The sequence below is a fragment of the Margalitia sp. FSL K6-0131 genome, assembly GCF_038008735.1.
GTDB lineage: Bacteria > Bacillota > Bacilli > Bacillales > Bacillaceae_C > Margalitia > Margalitia shackletonii.
Window position 1 is genome coordinate 147,916 of record NZ_JBBOZS010000001.1, and the last position, 20,487, is coordinate 168,402.

29 protein-coding genes are annotated in these 20,487 nt (G+C 39.1%); 28 read left to right on the forward strand and 1 reads right to left on the reverse strand.

Translation table 11 applies throughout. The features are described 5' to 3' along the window. Positions 1-7 precede the first annotated feature (7 nt). The 27 genes from rpsQ (at position 8) to NSQ59_RS00890 (ending at position 17,117) form a co-directional block, all read left to right on the forward strand. Positions 8-271 (forward strand): 30S ribosomal protein S17, encoded by a 264-nt coding sequence (rpsQ, locus tag NSQ59_RS00760; protein WP_041966521.1) that lies wholly within the window; start codon positions 8-10, stop codon positions 269-271. A 46-nt stretch (positions 272-317) separates the two neighbouring features. Beyond that, positions 318-686: a 50S ribosomal protein L14 gene (rplN, locus tag NSQ59_RS00765; protein ID WP_055737809.1), complete on the forward strand. Its 369-nt coding sequence runs from the start codon at positions 318-320 to the stop codon at positions 684-686. 36 nt (positions 687-722) lie between these two features. Further along, on the forward strand, positions 723-1,034 hold the full coding sequence (gene rplX / locus NSQ59_RS00770; RefSeq protein WP_055737810.1) for a 50S ribosomal protein L24: 312 nt from the start codon (positions 723-725) through the stop codon (positions 1,032-1,034). A gap of 26 nt (positions 1,035-1,060) precedes the next feature. Next, positions 1,061-1,600, forward strand: coding sequence for a 50S ribosomal protein L5 (rplE, locus tag NSQ59_RS00775; RefSeq protein ID WP_055737811.1), 540 nt, complete (start codon positions 1,061-1,063; stop codon positions 1,598-1,600). Positions 1,601-1,625: 25 nt separating this feature from the next. Continuing rightward, positions 1,626-1,811 (forward strand): type Z 30S ribosomal protein S14, encoded by a 186-nt coding sequence (locus NSQ59_RS00780; protein WP_055737812.1) that lies wholly within the window; start codon positions 1,626-1,628, stop codon positions 1,809-1,811. A 30-nt stretch (positions 1,812-1,841) separates the two neighbouring features. Continuing rightward, complete coding sequence (gene rpsH, locus NSQ59_RS00785; protein WP_055737813.1) at positions 1,842-2,240, forward strand: 30S ribosomal protein S8; 399 nt, start codon at positions 1,842-1,844, stop codon at positions 2,238-2,240. Between the two features lie 28 nt (positions 2,241-2,268). Next, on the forward strand, positions 2,269-2,808 hold the full coding sequence (rplF, locus tag NSQ59_RS00790; RefSeq protein WP_055737814.1) for a 50S ribosomal protein L6: 540 nt from the start codon (positions 2,269-2,271) through the stop codon (positions 2,806-2,808). A 34-nt stretch (positions 2,809-2,842) separates the two neighbouring features. Beyond that, the gene (rplR, locus tag NSQ59_RS00795) at positions 2,843-3,205 is read left to right on the forward strand and encodes a 50S ribosomal protein L18 (protein WP_055737815.1); all 363 of its coding nucleotides are present in this window, start codon (positions 2,843-2,845) and stop codon (positions 3,203-3,205) included. 22 nt (positions 3,206-3,227) lie between these two features. Then, positions 3,228-3,728 (forward strand): 30S ribosomal protein S5, encoded by a 501-nt coding sequence (gene rpsE, locus NSQ59_RS00800; RefSeq protein ID WP_055737816.1) that lies wholly within the window; start codon positions 3,228-3,230, stop codon positions 3,726-3,728. Between the two features lie 13 nt (positions 3,729-3,741). Next, entirely contained in the window at positions 3,742-3,924 is a 183-nt protein-coding gene (gene rpmD / locus NSQ59_RS00805) for a 50S ribosomal protein L30 (protein WP_055737817.1), read from the forward strand. A 33-nt stretch (positions 3,925-3,957) separates the two neighbouring features. Further along, the gene (gene rplO, locus NSQ59_RS00810; RefSeq protein ID WP_055737818.1) at positions 3,958-4,398 is read left to right on the forward strand and encodes a 50S ribosomal protein L15; all 441 of its coding nucleotides are present in this window, start codon (positions 3,958-3,960) and stop codon (positions 4,396-4,398) included. Further along, positions 4,398-5,690 carry a preprotein translocase subunit SecY gene (secY, locus tag NSQ59_RS00815; protein ID WP_055737819.1) on the forward strand — a complete coding sequence of 431 codons (1,293 nt, stop codon included), beginning with the start codon at positions 4,398-4,400 and terminating at the stop codon, positions 5,688-5,690. Before rplO ends, secY begins: the two co-directional genes overlap by 1 nt. A 66-nt stretch (positions 5,691-5,756) precedes the next feature. Then, on the forward strand, positions 5,757-6,410 hold the full coding sequence (locus NSQ59_RS00820; RefSeq protein WP_055737820.1) for an adenylate kinase: 654 nt from the start codon (positions 5,757-5,759) through the stop codon (positions 6,408-6,410). 527 nt (positions 6,411-6,937) lie between these two features. After that, positions 6,938-7,156, forward strand: coding sequence for a translation initiation factor IF-1 (infA, locus tag NSQ59_RS00825; RefSeq protein WP_055741079.1), 219 nt, complete (start codon positions 6,938-6,940; stop codon positions 7,154-7,156). 38 nt (positions 7,157-7,194) lie between these two features. Beyond that, the gene (rpmJ, locus tag NSQ59_RS00830) at positions 7,195-7,308 is read left to right on the forward strand and encodes a 50S ribosomal protein L36 (protein ID WP_000868344.1); all 114 of its coding nucleotides are present in this window, start codon (positions 7,195-7,197) and stop codon (positions 7,306-7,308) included. Positions 7,309-7,331: 23 nt separating this feature from the next. Beyond that, entirely contained in the window at positions 7,332-7,697 is a 366-nt protein-coding gene (gene rpsM / locus NSQ59_RS00835) for a 30S ribosomal protein S13 (protein WP_055737821.1), read from the forward strand. Between the two features lie 25 nt (positions 7,698-7,722). Beyond that, positions 7,723-8,112 carry a 30S ribosomal protein S11 gene (gene rpsK, locus NSQ59_RS00840; protein ID WP_055737822.1) on the forward strand — a complete coding sequence of 130 codons (390 nt, stop codon included), beginning with the start codon at positions 7,723-7,725 and terminating at the stop codon, positions 8,110-8,112. 175 nt (positions 8,113-8,287) lie between these two features. After that, a complete protein-coding gene (locus NSQ59_RS00845; protein ID WP_055737823.1) occupies positions 8,288-9,232 on the forward strand; it encodes a DNA-directed RNA polymerase subunit alpha in 945 nt (314 codons plus the stop codon). Positions 9,233-9,268: 36 nt separating this feature from the next. Beyond that, positions 9,269-9,631 (forward strand): 50S ribosomal protein L17, encoded by a 363-nt coding sequence (gene rplQ / locus NSQ59_RS00850; protein ID WP_055737824.1) that lies wholly within the window; start codon positions 9,269-9,271, stop codon positions 9,629-9,631. A 304-nt stretch (positions 9,632-9,935) separates the two neighbouring features. Continuing rightward, on the forward strand, positions 9,936-10,775 hold the full coding sequence (locus NSQ59_RS00855) for an energy-coupling factor ABC transporter ATP-binding protein (protein WP_055737825.1): 840 nt from the start codon (positions 9,936-9,938) through the stop codon (positions 10,773-10,775). After that, on the forward strand, positions 10,751-11,620 hold the full coding sequence (locus NSQ59_RS00860; RefSeq protein WP_055737826.1) for an energy-coupling factor ABC transporter ATP-binding protein: 870 nt from the start codon (positions 10,751-10,753) through the stop codon (positions 11,618-11,620). The genes NSQ59_RS00855 and NSQ59_RS00860 overlap by 25 nt, the downstream gene beginning before the upstream one ends. Then, positions 11,617-12,414: an energy-coupling factor transporter transmembrane component T family protein gene (locus NSQ59_RS00865; RefSeq protein ID WP_055737827.1), complete on the forward strand. Its 798-nt coding sequence runs from the start codon at positions 11,617-11,619 to the stop codon at positions 12,412-12,414. Before NSQ59_RS00860 ends, NSQ59_RS00865 begins: the two co-directional genes overlap by 4 nt. Positions 12,415-12,425: 11 nt before the next feature. Continuing rightward, positions 12,426-13,166, forward strand: coding sequence for a tRNA pseudouridine(38-40) synthase TruA (gene truA / locus NSQ59_RS00870; RefSeq protein WP_055737828.1), 741 nt, complete (start codon positions 12,426-12,428; stop codon positions 13,164-13,166). A 237-nt stretch (positions 13,167-13,403) separates the two neighbouring features. Continuing rightward, positions 13,404-13,841 (forward strand): 50S ribosomal protein L13, encoded by a 438-nt coding sequence (gene rplM / locus NSQ59_RS00875; protein ID WP_055737829.1) that lies wholly within the window; start codon positions 13,404-13,406, stop codon positions 13,839-13,841. Between the two features lie 21 nt (positions 13,842-13,862). Beyond that, a complete protein-coding gene (gene rpsI, locus NSQ59_RS00880; protein WP_055737830.1) occupies positions 13,863-14,255 on the forward strand; it encodes a 30S ribosomal protein S9 in 393 nt (130 codons plus the stop codon). Positions 14,256-14,612: 357 nt separating this feature from the next. After that, positions 14,613-16,544, forward strand: coding sequence for an outer membrane protein assembly factor BamB family protein (locus NSQ59_RS00885; RefSeq protein WP_055737831.1), 1,932 nt, complete (start codon positions 14,613-14,615; stop codon positions 16,542-16,544). A gap of 111 nt (positions 16,545-16,655) precedes the next feature. Continuing rightward, a complete protein-coding gene (locus NSQ59_RS00890) occupies positions 16,656-17,117 on the forward strand; it encodes a hypothetical protein (protein WP_055737832.1) in 462 nt (153 codons plus the stop codon). A 166-nt stretch (positions 17,118-17,283) separates the two neighbouring features. Here the strand turns inward: NSQ59_RS00890 and NSQ59_RS00895 are convergent, their stop codons facing one another. Beyond that, positions 17,284-17,739 carry a hypothetical protein gene (locus tag NSQ59_RS00895; protein ID WP_055737833.1) on the reverse strand — a complete coding sequence of 152 codons (456 nt, stop codon included), beginning with the start codon at positions 17,737-17,739 and terminating at the stop codon, positions 17,284-17,286. Between the two features lie 348 nt (positions 17,740-18,087). On the opposite strand from NSQ59_RS00895, the gene NSQ59_RS00900 reads away from it, so the two are divergent. Then, positions 18,088-20,067: an outer membrane protein assembly factor BamB family protein gene (locus NSQ59_RS00900; protein WP_340828621.1), complete on the forward strand. Its 1,980-nt coding sequence runs from the start codon at positions 18,088-18,090 to the stop codon at positions 20,065-20,067. Positions 20,068-20,487 lie beyond the last annotated feature (420 nt).

The following is a 20,487-nucleotide window of genomic DNA, read 5'->3' on the forward strand; positions in this document are numbered from 1 at the left end:
TTGCACAATGAGTGAACGTAACCAACGAAAAGTTTATACAGGACGAGTGGTTTCTGATAAAATGGACAAAACAGTTACTGTTCTTGTAGAAACTTATAAAAAACACTCACTTTACGGCAAACGCGTGAAGTACTCTAAAAAATTCAAAGCTCACGATGAGCAAAATGAAGCGAAAATTGGCGATGTTGTTCGCATTATGGAAACACGTCCATTATCTGCGACAAAACGTTTCCGTCTTGTAGAAGTCGTTGAAAAAGCTGTTATTATCTAATATAAAGTATCGGATTCATGTTTATTCCGAAGGGAGGTAAACAATCATGATTCAACAAGAAACTCGTTTAAAAGTTGCTGACAACTCTGGTGCTAGAGAGGTTTTAACGATTAAAGTTCTAGGTGGTTCAGGCCGCAAAACAGCAAATATTGGTGATGTTATTGTTTGTACAGTAAAACAAGCAACACCAGGAGGCGTTGTTAAAAAAGGTGATGTCGTTAAAGCTGTTGTTGTTCGTACGAAAAGCGGTATGCGCCGTCCTGATGGATCATACATCCGTTTTGATGAAAACGCATGTGTAATTATCCGTGATGATAAGAGTCCTCGTGGAACTCGTATCTTTGGACCTGTTGCTCGTGAACTACGTAACAATAATTTCATGAAAATCGTATCCTTAGCTCCAGAAGTTCTTTAATATAATTAGATTTATAATCAAGGAGGTGCGATTAAGATGCATGTAAAAAAAGGCGACAAAGTAATGGTTATTACAGGTAAAGATAAAGGAAAAACAGGTGTAATCCTTGCTGCATTTCCTAAAAAAGACCGTGTGATTGTCGAAGGTGTAAACATTGTTAAAAAACATTCCAAGCCTTCACAAGTTAACCCACAAGGTGGAATCATTAGCCAAGAAGCACCTATTCACGTATCAAACGTAATGGTAGTAGATCCAAAATCAAATGAGCCAACTCGTGTTGGTTATCAAGAAGTAAATGGCAAAAAAGTACGTGTAGCGAAAAAATCTGGTGAAGTTTTAGATAAATAGTTCTTAGATGAAGGGAGGTACACTACATGAACCGCCTAAAGGAAAAATACGAAAAAGAATTAACTCCTGCTTTAACAAGCAAATTCAATTATAAATCAGTAATGCAAGTACCTAAAATTGAAAAAATCGTTATCAACATGGGTGTTGGTGATGCAGTTCAAAACTCAAAAGTACTTGACAATGCTGTCGAGGAATTAACATTAATTACTGGTCAAAAACCAGTTATCACAAGAGCGAAAAACTCCATCGCTGGATTCCGTCTTCGTGAAGGTATGCCAATTGGATGTAAAGTAACTCTTCGTGGAGAGCGTATGTATGAATTCCTTGATAAATTAATTTCAGTTTCACTTCCACGTGTACGTGACTTCCGCGGTATTTCTAAGAAGTCATTTGACGGCCGTGGAAACTATACACTTGGTGTTAAAGAACAGCTTATCTTCCCTGAGATTGATTACGATAAAGTAAGCAAAGTTCGCGGTATGGACATTGTTATCGTAACAACTGCTAATACAGATGAAGAAGCTCGTGAGTTATTAACTCTATTCGGAATGCCATTTCAAAAGTAATCGCTAAAAAAAGGGAGGCGAAAACGTGGCTAAAAAATCTATGATCGTGAAACAAAAGCGCACACCTAAGTTTGAAGTGCAAGCTTATACACGCTGCGAACGTTGTGGCCGTCCACATTCAGTAATTCGCAAATTCAAACTTTGCCGTATTTGTTTCCGTGAACTCGCATACAAGGGTCAAATTCCTGGTGTTAAAAAAGCTAGCTGGTAAAACCCGAATTTGGGAAGGAGGTAAAAACTTATGGTAATGACAGATCCAATCGCAGATTTGCTTACTCGTATTCGAAATGCAAACATGGTGCGTCACGAAAAATTAGAAGTTCCTGCTTCTAAAATCAAAAGAGATGTTGCTGAAATTCTAAAGCGTGAAGGTTTCGTTCGTGATGTTGAATATATCGAAGATAACAAGCAAGGAATCATCCGTATCTTCTTAAAATACGGCGCTAACAATGAGCGTGTAATCACTGGCATTAAACGTATCAGTAAACCTGGATTACGTGTATATGCAAAAGCTGATGAGGTTCCTAAAGTTCTTAACGGCCTTGGAATAGCAATCGTATCTACTTCTCAAGGTGTACTAACAGATAAAGAAGCTCGTAACAAACAAGTTGGTGGAGAAGTACTAGCTTACGTTTGGTAATACTTGAAATGAACGGAGGTGCAGGTAAATGTCCCGTGTAGGTAAAAAACCTATTGAGATTCCATCTGGTGTAACGATTACAGTAGACGGAAATAACAATGTAACAGTGAAGGGTCCTAAAGGCGAGCTTTCTCGCGGATTTAACCCTGAAATCGGAATTAACGTTGAAGAAAATGTAATCAATGTTACTCGTCCTTCTGATTCAAAAGCACATCGTGCATTACATGGTACGACTCGTGCTTTGCTTTCAAACATGGTTGAAGGTGTTTCAAAAGGATATGAAAAAACTTTAGAATTAGTCGGTGTTGGATACCGTGCTCAAAAACAAGGTAACAAACTTGTATTGAACGTTGGTTATTCTCATCCTGTTGAATTTGAACCTGAAAGCGGTCTTGAGATCGAAGTACCTTCCAATACAAAAGTAATTGTAAAAGGTACAAGTAAAGAACGCGTTGGTGCGTTAGCTGCTAATATTCGTGACGTTCGTCCGCCAGAGCCTTATAAAGGTAAAGGTATTCGTTACGAAGGCGAATATGTACGTAGAAAAGAAGGTAAAACAGGTAAATAATGCTGCGTAGACAGTAGAAAGGAGTGACCCACAAATGATCACTAAGCCAGATAAGAATCAAGTACGTAAAAAAAGACATGCTCGTGTTCGCGCTAAATTAAGTGGTACTGCGACACGTCCTCGTTTAAACGTATATCGTTCTAACAAAAACATTTATGCACAATTGATCGATGATTTAAGTGGCGTTACATTAGCTAGTGCATCAACACTTGATAAAGACCTTAGCTTAGAATCTACAAGCAATGTTGAGGCTGCTCAGAAAGTTGGCGAACTTATCGCTAAACGTGCTGTAGAAAAAGGCTATACATCTGTTGTATTCGATCGTGGTGGATATCTCTATCACGGACGTATTAAAGCTCTTGCTGATGCAGCTCGTGAAAACGGACTAGAATTTTAATAGAAAAAGGAGGGACAAATAGATGCGTAACATTGATCCTAACAAACTTGAATTAGAAGAACGCGTTGTTACTGTTAACCGTGTTGCGAAAGTTGTTAAAGGTGGACGTCGCTTCCGTTTCTCTGCACTAGTCGTTGTAGGAGATAGAAACGGCCATGTTGGTTTCGGAACTGGAAAAGCACAAGAGGTACCTGATGCAATTCGTAAAGCGGTTGAAGATGCTAAGAAAAACTTAGTTGAAGTACCTATGGTAGGTACAACAATTCCACACGAAGTGATCGGTCGTTTTGGTGCTGGTTCTATTCTTATGAAGCCAGGTTCACCAGGTACTGGTGTTATCGCCGGCGGTCCAGTGCGTGCGGTACTTGAATTAGCTGGGGTAGCTGATATCACATCTAAATCTTTAGGTTCTAACACACCTATTAATATGATTCGTGCAACAATCGAGGGTGTTAAACAATTGAAGCGTGCAGAAGATGTTGCAAAATTACGTAATAAATCAGTAGAAGAACTGTTAGGATAAGGAGGGAATTATAATGGCAAACAAATTAGCAATTACCCTCACTCGCAGCTTGATCGGTCGTCCTCAGGATCAACGTGACACAGTTAAAGCTCTTGGTTTGCGTAAAGTAAATCAAACTGTTGAGCATGAAGATAATGCCGCTATCCGTGGTATGGTCACTAAAGTTGCTCATCTTGTAACAGTAAAAGAACAGTAATCTAATTTTTCTTATACAAGGAGGTGCCGACAAATGAAACTTCATGAATTACAACCTGCAGAAGGATCACGCAAACAGCGTAATCGTGTTGGTCGTGGAATTGGTTCCGGAAATGGTAAGACAGCTGGTAAAGGCCATAAAGGTCAAAACGCTCGTTCAGGTGGCGGAGTTCGTCTTGGTTTTGAAGGTGGTCAAACACCTTTATTCCGCCGTTTACCAAAACGCGGTTTCACTAATATCAACCGTAAAGATTATGCTATCGTTAATCTTGATGCATTAAATCGCTTTGAAGACGGTACTGAAATTACACCGGCTCTTCTTATCGAAACAGGTGTTGTAAGCAAAGAGAAAGCAGGAGTGAAAATTCTTGCTAATGGTAAGCTTGAGAAAAAAGTAACAGTAAAAGCTCACAAATTCTCCTCTGCTGCTAAAGAAGCAATTGAAGCTGCTGGCGGAACTACCGAGGTGATTTAATGTTCTCAACAATCTCCAATTTTATGCGTGTGCGTGATATTAGACGTAAAGTTTTCTTTACTCTTTTAATGTTAGTTGTTTTTAGAATTGGAGCTTACATTCCTGTTCCATTTGTAAATGCGGCTGCATTGGAAGCGAATGATCAAAATGGATTTTTCAATATCCTAAATACATTTGGCGGTGGAGCGCTTTATAAATTCTCACTATTTGCGATGGGAATTATGCCGTATATCACCGCTTCCATCATTATTCAGTTATTGCAAATGGATGTTATTCCTAAGTTTACGGAATGGTCTAAACAAGGTGAAGTGGGACGTCGTAAATTAGCTCAATTTACACGTTACTTCACAATCATTCTTGCTTTTATAGAAGGCCTCGGTATGGCATATGGATTCAACTCCTTGACACAAGGGCAGTTAATTTTGAATCCTAACTGGGGAACTTATCTGATCATAGCTATTGTTTTGACTGCCGGTACTGCATTTTTAATGTGGGTAGGTGAGCAAATTACGGCATATGGTGTTGGTAACGGAATTTCTATTCTAATTGCCGCAGGTATTGTTGCCAGAGTGCCAAACATGATTAGCCAAGTATTTGAGCAACAATTTAAAAATGCTGGTCAACAGTTATTTTTAAAAATTATAATCTTATTACTTATTATTTTAGTTGTGATAGCAATTGTAGTTGGAGTAATATTCGTACAACAAGCTTTACGTAAAATTCCAATTCAATATGCACAACGTCTTGCAGGTCGTAATCCTGTTGGGGGACAAACGACTCATTTACCATTAAAAGTAAATGCAGCAGGGGTTATTCCAGTTATCTTTGCGGTATCGTTTATCGTAGCACCAAGAACAATCGCATCTTTCTTTGGTTCCAACAATGTAACAGATACGATTCAGTGGGTATTCGATTATACGAAACCGGTGGGTGCTATAATCTATGTTGCGTTAATTATAGCTTTCACTTATTTCTATGCGTTTGTTCAAGTGAATCCAGAACAAATGGCTGATAATCTGAAGAAACAAGGCGGATATATTCCGGGAATTCGACCTGGCAAAAGTACACAAGAATATCTTACACGTGTATTGTATCGCTTAACATTTGTAGGATCTATTTTCCTTGCAGTTGTATCGATTTTACCGGTAATATTCACTTCGATTGCAGGGTTACCGCCGGCAGTTCAAATCGGTGGAACAAGCTTACTTGTTATGATCGGTGTGGCACTTGATACAATGAAACAATTAGAATCACAGCTTGTAAAGCGTCATTATAAAGGTTTTATTAAGTAATACTATGTTTTAGGAGCAGGTCGCTTGTTCCTAAAACATGGATTAAGTCTTAAGGGGGAAGTACTGGTGAATTTAGTGTTAATGGGTCTTCCCGGTGCCGGAAAAGGAACACAAGCCGAACGAATCGTGGATAAGTATCATATTCCACACATCTCCACTGGAGATATGTTCCGCGCTGCTATAAAAGAGGGCACGGAGCTAGGTGTAAAAGCCAAGTCCTTTATGGATAAAGGTGAGCTTGTTCCAGATGAAGTTACAATCGGCATTGTTCGAGAACGATTAAGCAAAAAGGATTGTGAAGATGGTTTCTTACTTGATGGTTTCCCAAGAACAGTTCCGCAAGCTGAAAGCCTAGAAGCAATTCTTACTGATTTGAATAAGCAAATAGATTTTTGTGTAAATATTCAAGTAGACAAAGATATTTTAATGGAGCGTTTAACTGGTCGTCGTATTTGTAAAAATTGCGGTGCCACATATCATCTTGTCTTTAATCCTCCTGCTAATCCGGGTGTTTGTGATCGATGCGGCGGAGAATTATATCAAAGAGCTGATGATAATGAAGAAACTGTTCAAAACCGTTTAGAGGTTAACATTAAGCAAACTCAGCCACTACTTGATTTTTATGAGCAAAAAGGATATTTGCGTACGATTAACGGTCAGCAAGATATTAATAAAGTATTTGCTGATATTGAAAATTTGCTAGAAGGTTTATCAAAATAATCTTCTAAGCTAATAATTTTCCAATAAAATAGGAATTACAACACTGAATTGGATGTAATTGCTGAAAAATTTCTTTTAAGGTTTGATGCAATTCCTTCTTATAAACGTTATAATGAAATGCGTGGGTGCATATGTGCTTAAATGAACAAAGAAATTTGTTCTTTATATTTCATAAGATCGTTCTTAAGATGGAATCATCTAGCATCTTTTGCGATGTTAATTTATAATGGCTGTCATGGTGATTCTTTATTGACCTATCCTTTAGGTACAATTGACATAGAAACCGGGAAGCTATTAGAGGTGACTTGAGAAATCACTAATCATGGCTTACAAGAATGAAAGCCTGGTGAGCGTCTTTCGAACATCTCTCATGCGATTCATTAATTGTCGTAGCAAAAGGGCTTTTTCCGTGTTGGCAAGTATGCCGAACATAGGATTGGTCAAGAATTACATGAAGACACACCAATACCTCCTAAAAGAGGTATTAAATGTGGTCCCAAATGTTAGATAGAAGGGAGACTGGTTCGGTGGCGAAAGACGATGTTATCGAGGTTGAAGGTACTGTAAGTGAAACTTTGCCAAATGCAATGTTTAAGGTAGAATTAGAGAATGGCCATACCGTTTTAGCGCATGTATCCGGTAAAATCAGAATGCACTTTATTCGTATTTTACCAGGAGATAAAGTTACGGTTGAGCTTTCTCCATATGATTTGACACGCGGAAGAATTACGTATCGTTATAAATAATATGAATGCACTCCGTACTGTTAAGGAGGTAAAGACAAATGAAAGTCAGACCATCAGTAAAGCCAATCTGCGAAAAATGTAAAGTTATTCGCAGAAGAGGTAAAGTTATGGTTATTTGTGAGAACCCTAAACATAAACAAAAACAAGGATAATTTGAAGGAGGTGCGCTTTTTCAATGGCACGTATTGCAGGTGTTGACATTCCACGTGATAAGCGTGTAGTGATCTCATTAACTTATGTCTATGGTATTGGTAAACCAACTGCTCAAAAGGTTCTAGCTGAAGCAGGTGTATCTGAGGATACTCGCGTTCGTGATTTAACAGAAGAAGAGTTAAATAAAATTCGCGATATTATCGATAAACTTAAAGTAGAAGGTGACCTTCGCCGTGAGGTTTCTTTAAACATCAAACGTTTAATGGAAATTGGTTCTTACCGTGGTTTACGCCATCGTCGTGGCTTACCAGTTCGCGGTCAAAATACGAAGAACAATGCTCGTACTCGTAAAGGTCCTCGTAAAACTGTTGCAGGTAAAAAGAAATAATTAGTAAAGGAGGTTTCTTAATAGAATGGCACGCAAAACTAATACTCGTAAACGTCGTGTGAAAAAGAATATCGAATCAGGTGTTGCACACATTCGTTCTACATTTAACAATACAATTGTAACTATTACAGATCCACATGGTAATGCTCTTGCTTGGTCAAGTGCGGGTGCATTAGGATTTAAAGGTTCTCGTAAATCTACTCCATTCGCAGCACAAATGGCAGCTGAAACAGCAGCAAAAGCTTCTATGGAGCATGGTATGAAAACTCTTGAAGTAACTGTTAAAGGTCCTGGTGCAGGTCGTGAAGCTGCAATCCGTGCTCTTCAAGCTGCAGGATTAGAAGTAACAGCTATTAAAGATGTAACACCAGTTCCACATAATGGATGTCGCCCACCAAAACGCCGTCGTGTTTAATTTTTTCTGTATGAGATTTTGTATCCCTGTCTATAATGGGATATGATATGTTTTTGAAACAGATAAGATTAATCCAGTTGTTGTGCACAAACGGGAATGTATACATGGGGAATTTCGGGTTATTAGAATTAGATTCTTACCGGGGTTTCGACGTTTTGAAGGAGGGTAAATTTGAATGATTGAAATTGAAAAACCAAAAATTGAAACGGTTGAGGTCAACGATGATGCATCTTATGGAAAGTTCGTCGTAGAACCGCTTGAGCGTGGATATGGTACAACTTTGGGTAACTCCTTACGTCGTATCCTATTATCCTCACTCCCAGGTGCCGCTGTCACGTCTATTCAAATAGATGGGGTAATGCATGAGTTCTCAACAATTGAAGGCGTCGTAGAAGATGTTACATCTATTATCCTAAATCTTAAAAAGCTAGCATTGAAAATTTATTCTGACGAAGAGAAGACGCTTGAAATTGATGTACAGGGAGAAGGAGTTGTAACAGCTGCAGATATTACGCATGATAGTGATGTAGAAATCTTAAATCCAGATTTATATATTGCTACATTGGCAAAGAATGCTCATTTCCGTATGCGTATGACTGCAACAAGAGGTCGCGGCTATACACCGGCAGATCTTAATAAGCGTGAAGATCTCCCTATCGGAGTTATTCCTATCGACTCTATTTATACTCCTGTTCAACGTGTAAATTACCAAGTGGAAAATACACGTGTAGGACAAATGTCCAATTTTGACAAGCTCTCACTCGATGTTTGGACTGATGGCAGCATTGGACCAAAAGAAGCCATTTCTCTTGGTGCAAAGATTTTAAATGAACATTTAAATATCTTTGTCGGATTAACGGATGAGGCTCAAAATGCTGAGATCATGGTTGAAAAAGAAGAGGATCAGAAAGAAAAGGTTCTTGAAATGACCATTGAAGAATTAGATCTTTCCGTTCGTTCCTATAACTGTTTAAAACGTGCCGGAATCAACACTGTTCAGGAATTAGCTAACAAGACTGAAGAAGATATGATGAAAGTACGTAACTTAGGTCGCAAGTCTTTAGAAGAAGTAAAAGCTAAGTTAGAAGAACTTGGTTTAGGCTTAAGAAAAGACGATTGATGAAAAAAGTATAATTCAACAAGGGAGGGAAACTTCATGCCTTACAGAAAGTTAGGACGTACAAGTGCCCAACGTAAAGCATTACTTCGTGATTTAGCAACTGACTTAATCATCAACGAACGCATCGAAACAACTGAAGCTCGTGCTAAAGAATTACGTTCAGTTGTTGAAAAGATGATTACACTTGGTAAACGTGGTGATTTACACGCACGTCGTCAAGCAGCTGCATATATTCGCCATGAAGTAGCAAATGCTGAAACAAACGAAGATGCTGTTCAAAAGCTATTCGGTGACATTGCAACTCGCTACCAAGAACGCCAAGGTGGATACACTCGTATTATGAAACTTGGACCTCGTCGCGGTGACGGTGCACCTGTAGTAATTATTGAATTAGTATAATATTTTTTTACATCAAGGGCAGGACAGTTATTCATAACTGCTTCAATGCCCTTTTTGTATAATGTTAAAGCTATTAGAGTGTTACGATGGGCATCTCTCTTTTATTAGGTGTCCCGTCTAGCTCCTTGTATCCCTCTCCATCTCTTATGTAAGAGTTATGATAAAAAGGGCGCGCACAACCTTGGAGAGGGGTGCGGGCTTTTTTATTTATTATGTAAATTCTCCTTTTTAATGACATAATAGAAGAGCAGAGAAAGAAAACATCAGACTAGATTAGACTAGCTTAGAATGAGGAGGAAAGAAGTTGGCAGAACCAATAATTACAATAAATAATATATTTTTTAAATATGAAGGCCAGGAAAATTACGCATTAGAAGATATCTCCCTGCAAGTGATGGAGGGGGAATGGCTTGCTATTGTTGGTCATAATGGTTCGGGGAAATCAACATTGGCCAAGCTTTTAAACGGACTTCATTTCCCGGAAAAAGGGGACGTTATAGTAGATGGTATTTCATTATCAGAAGAGACTGTCTGGGATGTAAGGAAAAGAATCGGGATGGTCTTCCAAAATCCAGATAATCAGTTTGTTGGAACAACAGTTCAGGATGATGTGGCTTTTGGTTTAGAAAATAACGGAATACCGCGAGAACTGATGGTTGAAAGAGTTCACGACGCTTTAGAAAAAGTCAATATGTCAGGCTTTCTGAATCAAGAGCCGCACCATTTATCAGGAGGACAAAAGCAAAGAGTAGCCATTGCCGGAATCATTGCATTACGGCCGAATGTAATTATATTAGATGAAGCAACTTCGATGTTAGATCCTAAGGGACGATTAGAGGTAGTAAATACGATTCGAGAATTAAAGGATAAAACAGGTCTTACTGTTATTTCCATTACACATGATTTGGAAGAAGCCGCAAAAGCAGATCGTATTATCATTATGAACGGTGGCAAGGTATATGGGGAAGGTTCCCCTAGTGAAATATTTGAGATGGATGAAGAATTAGTAAAATTGGGTTTAGATATTCCTTTTTCGATTAAAATGTCTAAATCACTGAAAGAAGTAGGTTATCCTTTATCAACATATTATCTAACAGAAGAAGAATTGGTGGACGCATTATGGACATTACACTTGAACAAGTAGAATACAAATACCAAGCAGGTACGCCATTTGAAAGACGGGCTCTTCATGATATTAATCTCCATATTCCACAAGGGACATTTCTAGCAATAATCGGCCATACAGGTTCGGGGAAATCAACTTTATTACAACATCTTAATGCGTTGCTGCAGCCGACTGCTGGTACAATTACAATCGGTGATCGTACTGTTACATCTGGTAAAAAGGAAAAACAATTGCGTCCAATACGTCAAAAGGTTGGAATTGTTTTTCAATTTCCGGAGCATCAGCTTTTTGAAGAGACAGTGGAAAAGGATATATGTTTCGGGCCAATGAATTTTGGTGTAGCAAAAGAAGATGCTCAGAAGCGAGCAAAAGAGCTAATCTCACAGGTTGGTTTGCCTGAAGAAGTTCTGGAGAAGTCACCGTTTGATTTATCTGGAGGACAAATGAGAAGGGTTGCGATTGCAGGTGTGTTAGCGATGGAACCGGAAGTTCTTGTTTTGGATGAGCCTACTGCGGGCTTGGATCCAAGAGGCCGTAGAGAGATTATGGACATGTTTTATCATTTGCATAAGGAAAAAGGACTTACTACCATTCTTGTTACACACAGTATGGAGGATGCCGCTATGTATGCGGATGAAATTGTTATTTTGCAGCATGGAGAATTAAAACAAAAAGGAAGTCCGCGAGAGATTTTTTCTGCTCCTCAAGAATTAATGTCTCTAGGTCTTAACGTTCCGGATGTTGTTCGCTTTCAATATTTATTTGAGGAAAAATTCCATTTGAAGTTAGGAAAGACTTGCCTTACCATTGAGGAATTAACGGAAGCCCTAAAGAATGTTGAATTGCGAGGTGTGCGGACATGATGGAGAAAATGATATTCGGGCGCTATGTACCAGCGGACTCCATCGTACATCGCTTAGATCCACGCTCGAAGCTTATATTTGTATTCGCCTTTATTTGTATAGTTTTTTTAGCAAATAATTTTGTTACCTATGCAATTTTAACGGTTTTTACATTCTTTCTGATTTTTGTCTCCAAGATTCCACTTCGGTTTTTTATTAATGGATTAAAGCCGGTTCTTTGGTTAATCCTATTTACATTGGTTTTGCATTTGTTTTTTACGAGGCAAGGTCATCTTCTATTTCATTTTGGATTTATTAAAATCTATGAAGAAGGGGTAAAGCAAGGAATTTTTATTTCATTAAGATTTATGAATCTGATATTTGTAACTTCCTTACTAACCTTAACCACATCGCCAATTTCGTTAACAGATGGTTTAGAAACATTATTAAATCCTTTAAAAAAGATCAAATTCCCTGTTCACGAGCTGGCTTTGATGATGTCTATCTCCTTGCGATTTATTCCTACTCTGATGGACGAGACAGATAAAATTATGAAAGCACAAATGGCCAGAGGGGTCGATTTTTCTAGTGGTCCTCTAAAGGATCGGATTAAAGCAATTGTTCCGTTATTGATTCCTCTTTTTGTTAGTTCTTTTAAGCGTGCCGAGGAGCTGGCAACGGCGATGGAAGCAAGAGGATATCGAGGAGGAGAAGGCAGAACGAAGTATCGGCTGTTATTGTGGCATCTGCCCGATACTACAAGTCTAATCGTATTAATTTTCATTACAGCAATTTTAACTATTCTAAGATCATAACGAGGTTCGCTATGTCACGTTATAAATGTATTATTTCTTATGATGGATCTGGCTTTTGCGGTTATCAAATCCAACCAAAGGATCGCACGGTTCAAGGGGAGCTAGAAAAGGCTCTCCGCCGGATTCATAAGCAGCAGCATATTTTGGTGGAAGGTTCAGGAAGGACAGATGCAGGTGTTCATGCATATGGCCAAGTGATCCATTTTGATTCACCGCTAGATGTTCCGGTTGATAAGTGGCCAACTGTTCTAAATACGACATTACCGGATGATATTTTGGTAAAAAGCGCAGAGCTGGTGGAGGATGATTTCCATGCCAGACATAAGGCCGTTGGGAAGGAATATCGCTATAGAGTATATACTAGTCCGGAAAGGGATCCGTTCAAACGCTTTTACTCGCATCATTATCCATATAAATTGGATCTACAAGCTATCGAAAAGGCGCTAGGTTACTTCCTAGGAACCCATGACTTTACGAGCTTTTGTTCTGCCAAAACAACTGTTACAAGTAAGATAAGGACTTTACATGAAATTAGTTTTACCCAAGAAAAAGATGAACTTGTTTTTAAATTCGTCGGAAATGGCTTTTTATATAATATGGTGCGAATTATGATGGGCACGATCTTGGAAGTAGGCAGAGGCAGAAAAAAGCCGGAACAGATTCCTATAATAATAGAAGAGAAAAACAGAAAATTAGCTGGCAAAACAGCAGGTCCAGAAGGATTATATTTATGGAAAGTGTTTTATGAATGATGGATATTCGCTTTTAGAGAAGTCTAGCTATAGCGCCTATCGGCAAGCAGATGAGCATGGCGTTCCGCTTTTTTCACAAAACAACTAATCCAGGTGTAACATTTTCTTGACATTGTTGTCAGAAAAAGATATTATAACCTATGGTATTGTTTTTAACCCCACGATAAGCCCCGGAAACTTATTGTGATGAAATAAATACAAGAGAATGGACATTTTTTATTTTTAGGAGGGTAACGAATGCGTACTACGTATATGGCTAATGCAAATACAGTTGAACGTAAATGGTATGTTGTAGACGCTGCTGGCAAGACTTTAGGTCGCCTAGCTAGTGAAGTAGCATCTATTTTACGCGGTAAACATAAACCAACTTTCACACCACATGTTGACACTGGTGACCATGTGATTATCATCAACGCATCTCAAATCGAATTAACTGGTAAAAAACTTTCTGACAAAATTTACTACCGTCATACTCAATTCGCAGGCGGTTTAAAAACTCGTACAGCAAACGAAATGCGTACAAACTATCCTGAGAAAATGCTTGAACTTGCTATTAAAGGCATGCTTCCAAAAGGTTCTCTAGGACGTCAAATGATCAAAAAATTACATGTTTATGCAGGTGCAGAACATCAACATCAAGCTCAAAAACCAGAAGTGTACGAACTTCGCGGATAATAAATAAGGGAGGGTATTATTTTGGCACAAGTTCAATATATCGGAACAGGACGTCGTAAAAGCTCTGTTGCTCGTGTACGCCTAGTTCCAGGTAACGGCAGCATTGTTATTAACGGTCGTGATGTAGAAAGCTACATCCCATTTGCAGCTCTAATCGAAGTAATTAAACAACCACTAGTTGCTACTGAAACACTTGGCAGCTATGATGTATTAGTAAATGTAAACGGCGGTGGATTCACTGGTCAAGCTGGTGCGATCCGTCATGGTATCGCTCGTGCGTTACTACAAGCAGATCCTGGTTACCGTGCAACATTAAAACCAGCAGGTCTATTAACTCGTGACCCACGTATGAAAGAACGTAAAAAGTACGGTCTTAAAGGTGCACGTCGCGCGCCACAATTCTCAAAACGTTAATTTTGGACGTTTGCAAGACTCTCAGCTATTTTGGCTGGGGGTTTTTTTTATGCTTAAAAATGCTTTTGTCCACGCATCTCAGTCAATAAAACTTTTGATATTAGTATGGTATGTAGTAGCTCAGAGGTATTAGTCATCGTCTGTGCGGAAAATTATGTAAAAAGCGTCTAGCTCAAATTTCAAACAAAAAGTATGGGGAGGTTGTTCTCAATTTGTATAATTTAAGAAGTTTTAGGTCAATATACCATTGTCTTATTAAAATAAGATTGTTTTAAGGAGGAATAAAGCACAAGGTGAGGCATTCCGTCATCAGAATTCAAAAGTATGAAAATTTCACAGTGTAAGGAGGGTATTTTCGTGAGGCGTTTTTTAAAGGCAACAGGTTTAGTTTTGCTGGCCAGTACAGTGATTGTTGGCTGTCAAACGAAAAACAACCAGAACAATGCAAATAACCAAGGGCAAACCACGAAATCCAACCAGGCAAATCAAGTAAAAGAGACAGGATTTCCAAATTGGGGTTATGACCTTCAACATACCCGACATGTGCCCTACAAGGAGATTACAAAAGATAATGTGAATAAAATGGGGATTGTATGGCAGCAAGATATCTTGGATTGGAATAAGGATGTTCCTAATTTACAAGAGGATTTCCCTGTCGTGCATGACGGGGTCATGTATGTGACTAGTGCCAAGAATCATGTGTTTGCAATTGATGCCGCAAGCGGAAAGAAACTTTGGGCATGGACACCTCCTAAGAATGTACTTGACCATCTAAATAGTTTGCCATGGCAATCTAATGTGGCAAGTAGAGGTGTCGCTGTAGCTAATGGAAATGTTTATGTTTTGATGATAGACAATCGTCTTGCTAAACTTGATGCGAAAACCGGAAAACTGATAAAAATGGTTAACTTTTGGGATCATGAACCTACTATCAAGTTAGAAAACAGATATTATGAATCTTCGGCACCAATGTATTATGATGGCAACATTTACGTTGGAAGCAGCGGTGGCGATAATGGTACACGAGGTTTTGTTTGGGCATTTAAAGCTGATACCCTCGAACCGTTATGGAAAGAGCCGTTTTGGACCGTTCCTAAAAGAGGAACGAGCTGGGCGAAAGGTAAATATACGGGCGGAGGCTCCGTATGGACGCCAATGTCGTTCGATCCAGATACAGATATGATGTATTTTGCAGTAGGGAACCCGGCTCCTGACTTTTACGATGCAGATAGAAAAGGAAAAAATCCATACACCGATTCTATCGTTGCTTTGGATAGTAAAACAGGGAAATTTAAGTGGGCATCCTCCCAAGTAGATCACGATGTATGGGATTATGACGCTGCTGCGACACCTATGATTCTCAATACAAAGGTTGGCGGAAAAAAACAAAAGGTTGTGGTTGAAGGCGGTAAGAATGGAAAGTGGTATGCATGGGACGCAAAAACGGGAAAAACCATTTATGATGGCGTACCATTTGTGAAAATTCAACATTCGAGCGTACCAAGCGATGAGGGTAAAGTTAAACTACAATGGCCTGGTACACCAGGTGGAGAAAGCTATGCTCCACAGACTTATGATCCTGACACCAACTATGTGCTTATTCCGGGTATTAATAGCCCGAATTTAATGGTAGCAGCTAAAGATGCCAAAGAGATAGCGAAAGATAATAATACATTCCCTGGTACAAAGATACTTCCTTTACCAAAGAATGTTAAGCCTTCTGGTACCATTACAGCAATTGACATGAATACGGGGAAAAAGGTATATCAAAGGAAAACGGACGATCCTATGTATGGAGGATTCACAAGTACAGCCACTGGTCTTGCCTTTTACGGGGAATTGAGCGGAAAAGTGAATGCTCTTGATATTAAAAACAATAAAGTGTTATGGAGCATGGACAGTGGAGGAAAACAAATCAAAATGGCACCTACCATTTATACCGTTGACGGCAAAGAATATGTAGCGTTAATCACTGGCGGTACGAAGGTTGTCGTTTATGGACTTGGTGGTAAGTTAAAACCTGGAGCTATTAATAAAAATGCAAAATTACAAGGGCAAGCAGATGTTGTTAAAGTTGACCCGATGGCCGTTTACAAAAGAAGCTGCGTTTCTTGTCATGGGGATAATCTTCAGGGTGCAACAGCTCCAAATCTTCAACACATAGGTAAAACAATGTCCAAACAAGATATATTGAATCAAATCTTAAACGGTGGCGACCGCATGCCTGCAGGCTTGGCTAAAGGTAAAGAGGCAGAAGCATTAGCAGATTGGCTATCCAAAAAGAAATGATGTTTTTCTCGAAGCAATCCGAGTCCGATCTTTTTATTCGGACTCAGGTTGTTTCATTTAAAGACTTTTTAAAGTGTCGAAAAATATAAACGAAATAAGGATGGTGGAAAAATGAGGAATCTACCGAAATATACCGTGCGATTCTTTAGTGTCCCCTTATTGATTTGCTTGCTCTTTGGCTTTGCTTCTCCTAGTGCAGAAGCCCAATCAAGTCAGGGATTAGGTTCATCCGAGGATAAAGGAATCAGGCTAACAATCAATAGCTATTCCATAGTAAACCACGGTCAAAACATCCAGTTGCATTATACGATACAATCAAATTCGAATATACAAGTTAATCCGGATACTACTAGCTTGGTCGAAAATCCGCATATTTGGATTGGACATACGTTAGTTCGGGAGCAATCCGAATCATTTAAAAAGGTAAGTAATAACGTGTATAAAGGAACAATAACAGCACAACTGCAGCATTACAGACCCGATAATTCTGAAATGTCCATTCATACACATGGGTTATTGCATCAAAAGGGTCAATGGACGGTTAAATTTCTCCTTAGGACCGATAAATACTAAGATAAGTGTTAAATACCTATAAGCATCCCGTATCAAATTTTAAAATGGTACGGGATTAATAAATGGAACAGATTGTTAACTTTAACTGTTTGTGATGGAAAGTTTATAGAATCTTAAAAAGAAAGCCCTAGACTAAGTCTAAGGCTTTTATCATTTGAAATAATCTTTATTTTTGTATTTGGAAGTTAATAGTCCACTTTCCCTTTTGGTTAGAAATAGAGTCAGTATTGAATATTACATTAGAGGTAGCGGGTCTGTATTGTGGCAGGTCAACCTTCATGACGCCTTGGTATTTTTGATTGCCAATTTTTTTATGCCAAGCATCTTTTCCTTTTACTACTCTGCTTCCAATCGAAAAGTCCAGGTCTTTTATAAGTGCCATCCCATCCTCATTCGTAAGTGAACCTGTTGACGCTTGAATAGTGTAATTTACTATCATTTCTTGGCCATAGTTTTGAATTTCATAGCTATGAAGTGTAAGCTTAATACCATTATCTTCTGTCGATCCAAGAATCGATTCCGCCTTCGAATTTTGGGAAGAGGCGATTGTCGACCCAACAAGTAAGCAAATGGTTAAAACAAACACTCCAAAACAATTCGTTATCTTTGTGAAAGTCTTCAATTGAAACCACCATCCTATTATTGTTTATGTATGTGTACATAAAACCTGACAAGAAAGTCTTTGCGTTTGTAAAAAAATTAGAATGTCTACGCTTTATGTCACCTTCGATTTTAGATTGTCTCCACTTTTAGGAAATATTCCTCTCTATCACTCTGAACATGATTTTTCTGCAAAAAGGACAGTCTTCCATATCCTTTTTCTCTATTTACTTTTTCTTTTGCATAATTAAGGTCTGTTTTACTCAATCTAGAAAAAGAGGTAGGTCTCACAACATAGGAGTCTTTCTGTAACAGGGAAAAATTTAAAGCATTTGACCACTCTAGATTCTGCAGAATAGGAGGACTTTTCTTGAAGCGCTATTTAAAAGCGGTAAGTATTGCTTTGCTCGCGGTATTCGTGATTGCTGGCTGTGCAACGAATCAAGGAAATAAGCAGAAAAATAATGCTAATAATGCGAATCAACCAGCCAAAGCAACGAAGGAAACGGGATTTCCCAACTGGGGTTATGATCTTCAACAAACTAGACATGTTCCTTATGACAAAATTACTAAAGACAATGTGAATAAGTTAGGCGTTGTTTGGCAGTCAGATTTGGCAGGTTGGGATAAAAAAGCACCCAATGCCTCGGAGGACTACCCAGTTGTTAAAGATGGTGTCATGTATGTAACGACATCATTAAACAAAGTATTTGCAATGGATGCTTCAAATGGGAAAAAAATATGGGAATGGACGCCGCCAAAAGAGGTACAAAACCATCTGGACCATGCAGATTTAAGTCTTTTAGAAATTGTTGCCAGCCGCGGTGTAGCTGTTGCGGAGGGCAAAGTATTTGTACTTATGGCAGATAATCGTTTAATTAAGCTTGATGCGAAAACTGGTAAAATGGAAAAAATGGTTAACTTTTGGGATGTTAAGGATATGAAGGGAGTCACTCTTGAAAATAGGTATTATGAAACCTCAGCTCCTATGTACTACAAAGGAAATATTTATGTAGGAAGCAGCGGTGGTGATAACGGAATTCGAGGCTTTGTTATGGCTTTTAAAGCAAGCGATTTATCACCTGCTTGGGACGCGCCATTTTGGACGATCCCTGAAAAAGGGAAAGATTGGGTGAAGGGTAAATATACAGGCGGTGGAGCCGTATGGAACCCAATGGCTTTTGATCCGGATACGGATATGATGTATTTCGGTGTAGGAAATCCAGCTCCTGACTATTTTGGAGACATTCGCCCTGGCAACAATCCACACACTGACTCGGTTGTTGCTCTTGATAGTAAAACAGGAAAATTGGTTTGGGCAAAATCAGAAGTCGGCCATGATGTTTGGGATTATGATGCAGCTTCCACTCCAATGGTTCTCAATGCCACAGTGGGAGGCAAAAAGAAAAAAGTCGTTGTTCATGGGGGAAAAAACGGAAAATGGTTTGCTTGGGATGCTAAATCAGGAAATACCATTTACGACGGAGTTCCATTTGTTAAAATCAAGCATACGCCGGCACCAACGGATAAAAGCAAAGCTGTACTCCAATGGCCAGGGGTGGAAGGTGGACAAAATTATGGTACAGAAACGTATGATCCTGGAACTAATTATGTTTTAATTCCTGGAATTAATATGCCATCTTTAGCTGTTGCCGCTAAAGATGAAAAAGAAGTGGAGCAAAAAAATGGTTTATTCCCAGGGACAGAAGTTCTTCCCAGCCCTAAAGGTACGGAGTCATCCGGTACCATTACAGCAATCGATTTGAATACCGGTAAAAAAGTTTATCAGAATAAAACAAAACAACCAATGCGTGGAGGTTTTACGAGTACGACTACCGGACTTGCTTTTTACGGAGAGTTGGATGGAACCGTTAGTGCTATGGATATCAAAACTGGAAAGAAATTATGGAACGCAAAAACCGGTGGACAACAGGTTATGATGGCACCAGCGATCTATATGGATAACGGTAAACAATTCGTTACCTTTGTTACGGGCACCAAGGTTGTTACCTACGGACTCGGCGGCAAGAAGTCACTTATTCCTGAACAAGGAAAAGAAGAATCGGGTAAAAATGATAATGCCAATGATGGAAGTAGCGGTAATAAAGAAAAAGGCAAGAAGCAGCCTGGTAATACTGAGGCACCAGCAATTTACAAAAAGAGCTGTGCTTCCTGTCATGGACAAAATCTTGGTGGAGGCGTCGGTCCTGACCTAACGCATATCGGAAGTAAAATGTCTGAACAAGATATATTAAATCAGATAATAAACGGAGGCGGCCGCATGCCTGCTGGTATGGCAACAGGAGACGATGCGAAAACGTTGGCAAGATGGTTGTCTCAAAAGAAATAACCGTTCTGAGTTAATGATGTTTTAAAGTGGATACTGTAATGTAAACAACCTGAGTTTCAATAAGACTCAGGTTGTTTTATTGTGCGCCCGGCATGGGTGTAGTCTCTAGGGTGAAAGTCCCGAACTGTGAAGGCAGAAGTAGCAGTTAGCTTAACGCAAGGGTGTCCGTGGTGACGCGGAATCTGAAGGAAGCGAGCGGCAAACTTCCGGTCTGAGGAACACGAACTTCATACAAGGCTAGGTATCATTGGATGAGTTTGCAATACAAAACAAAGTCCTTTCTGCCGAAGGTGATACAAAGTAAATGAAGCAGATAGATGGAAGGAAAGATTGCACTCTTACCCGGGGAGGTCTGGTTGATACGCCAAGTACACTTGGTAACCTATCTAGTAATGGATAGCTGAACAATCAGAAGTCAGC

Excerpts from the sequence above, each read along its gene's own strand:
- rpsQ (WP_041966521.1), top strand. The coding sequence starts at position 8 with ATGAGTGAACGTAACCAACGAAAAGTTTATACAGGACGAGTGGTTTCT.
- rplN (WP_055737809.1), top strand. The coding sequence starts at position 318 with ATGATTCAACAAGAAACTCGTTTAAAAGTTGCTGACAACTCTGGTGCT.
- rplX (WP_055737810.1), top strand. The coding sequence starts at position 723 with ATGCATGTAAAAAAAGGCGACAAAGTAATGGTTATTACAGGTAAAGAT.
- rplE (WP_055737811.1), top strand. The coding sequence starts at position 1,061 with ATGAACCGCCTAAAGGAAAAATACGAAAAAGAATTAACTCCTGCTTTA.
- rpsH (WP_055737813.1), top strand. The coding sequence starts at position 1,842 with ATGGTAATGACAGATCCAATCGCAGATTTGCTTACTCGTATTCGAAAT.
- rplF (WP_055737814.1), top strand. The coding sequence starts at position 2,269 with ATGTCCCGTGTAGGTAAAAAACCTATTGAGATTCCATCTGGTGTAACG.
- rplR (WP_055737815.1), top strand. The coding sequence starts at position 2,843 with ATGATCACTAAGCCAGATAAGAATCAAGTACGTAAAAAAAGACATGCT.
- rpsE (WP_055737816.1), top strand. The coding sequence starts at position 3,228 with ATGCGTAACATTGATCCTAACAAACTTGAATTAGAAGAACGCGTTGTT.
- rpmD (WP_055737817.1), top strand. The coding sequence starts at position 3,742 with ATGGCAAACAAATTAGCAATTACCCTCACTCGCAGCTTGATCGGTCGT.
- rplO (WP_055737818.1), top strand. The coding sequence starts at position 3,958 with ATGAAACTTCATGAATTACAACCTGCAGAAGGATCACGCAAACAGCGT.
- secY (WP_055737819.1), top strand. The coding sequence starts at position 4,398 with ATGTTCTCAACAATCTCCAATTTTATGCGTGTGCGTGATATTAGACGT.
- rpmJ (WP_000868344.1), top strand. The coding sequence starts at position 7,195 with ATGAAAGTCAGACCATCAGTAAAGCCAATCTGCGAAAAATGTAAAGTT.
- rpsM (WP_055737821.1), top strand. The coding sequence starts at position 7,332 with ATGGCACGTATTGCAGGTGTTGACATTCCACGTGATAAGCGTGTAGTG.
- rpsK (WP_055737822.1), top strand. The coding sequence starts at position 7,723 with ATGGCACGCAAAACTAATACTCGTAAACGTCGTGTGAAAAAGAATATC.
- NSQ59_RS00845 (WP_055737823.1), top strand. The coding sequence starts at position 8,288 with ATGATTGAAATTGAAAAACCAAAAATTGAAACGGTTGAGGTCAACGAT.
- rplQ (WP_055737824.1), top strand. The coding sequence starts at position 9,269 with ATGCCTTACAGAAAGTTAGGACGTACAAGTGCCCAACGTAAAGCATTA.
- NSQ59_RS00860 (WP_055737826.1), top strand. The coding sequence starts at position 10,751 with ATGGACATTACACTTGAACAAGTAGAATACAAATACCAAGCAGGTACG.
- NSQ59_RS00865 (WP_055737827.1), top strand. The coding sequence starts at position 11,617 with ATGATGGAGAAAATGATATTCGGGCGCTATGTACCAGCGGACTCCATC.
- truA (WP_055737828.1), top strand. The coding sequence starts at position 12,426 with ATGTCACGTTATAAATGTATTATTTCTTATGATGGATCTGGCTTTTGC.
- rplM (WP_055737829.1), top strand. The coding sequence starts at position 13,404 with ATGCGTACTACGTATATGGCTAATGCAAATACAGTTGAACGTAAATGG.
- NSQ59_RS00890 (WP_055737832.1), top strand. The coding sequence starts at position 16,656 with ATGAGGAATCTACCGAAATATACCGTGCGATTCTTTAGTGTCCCCTTA.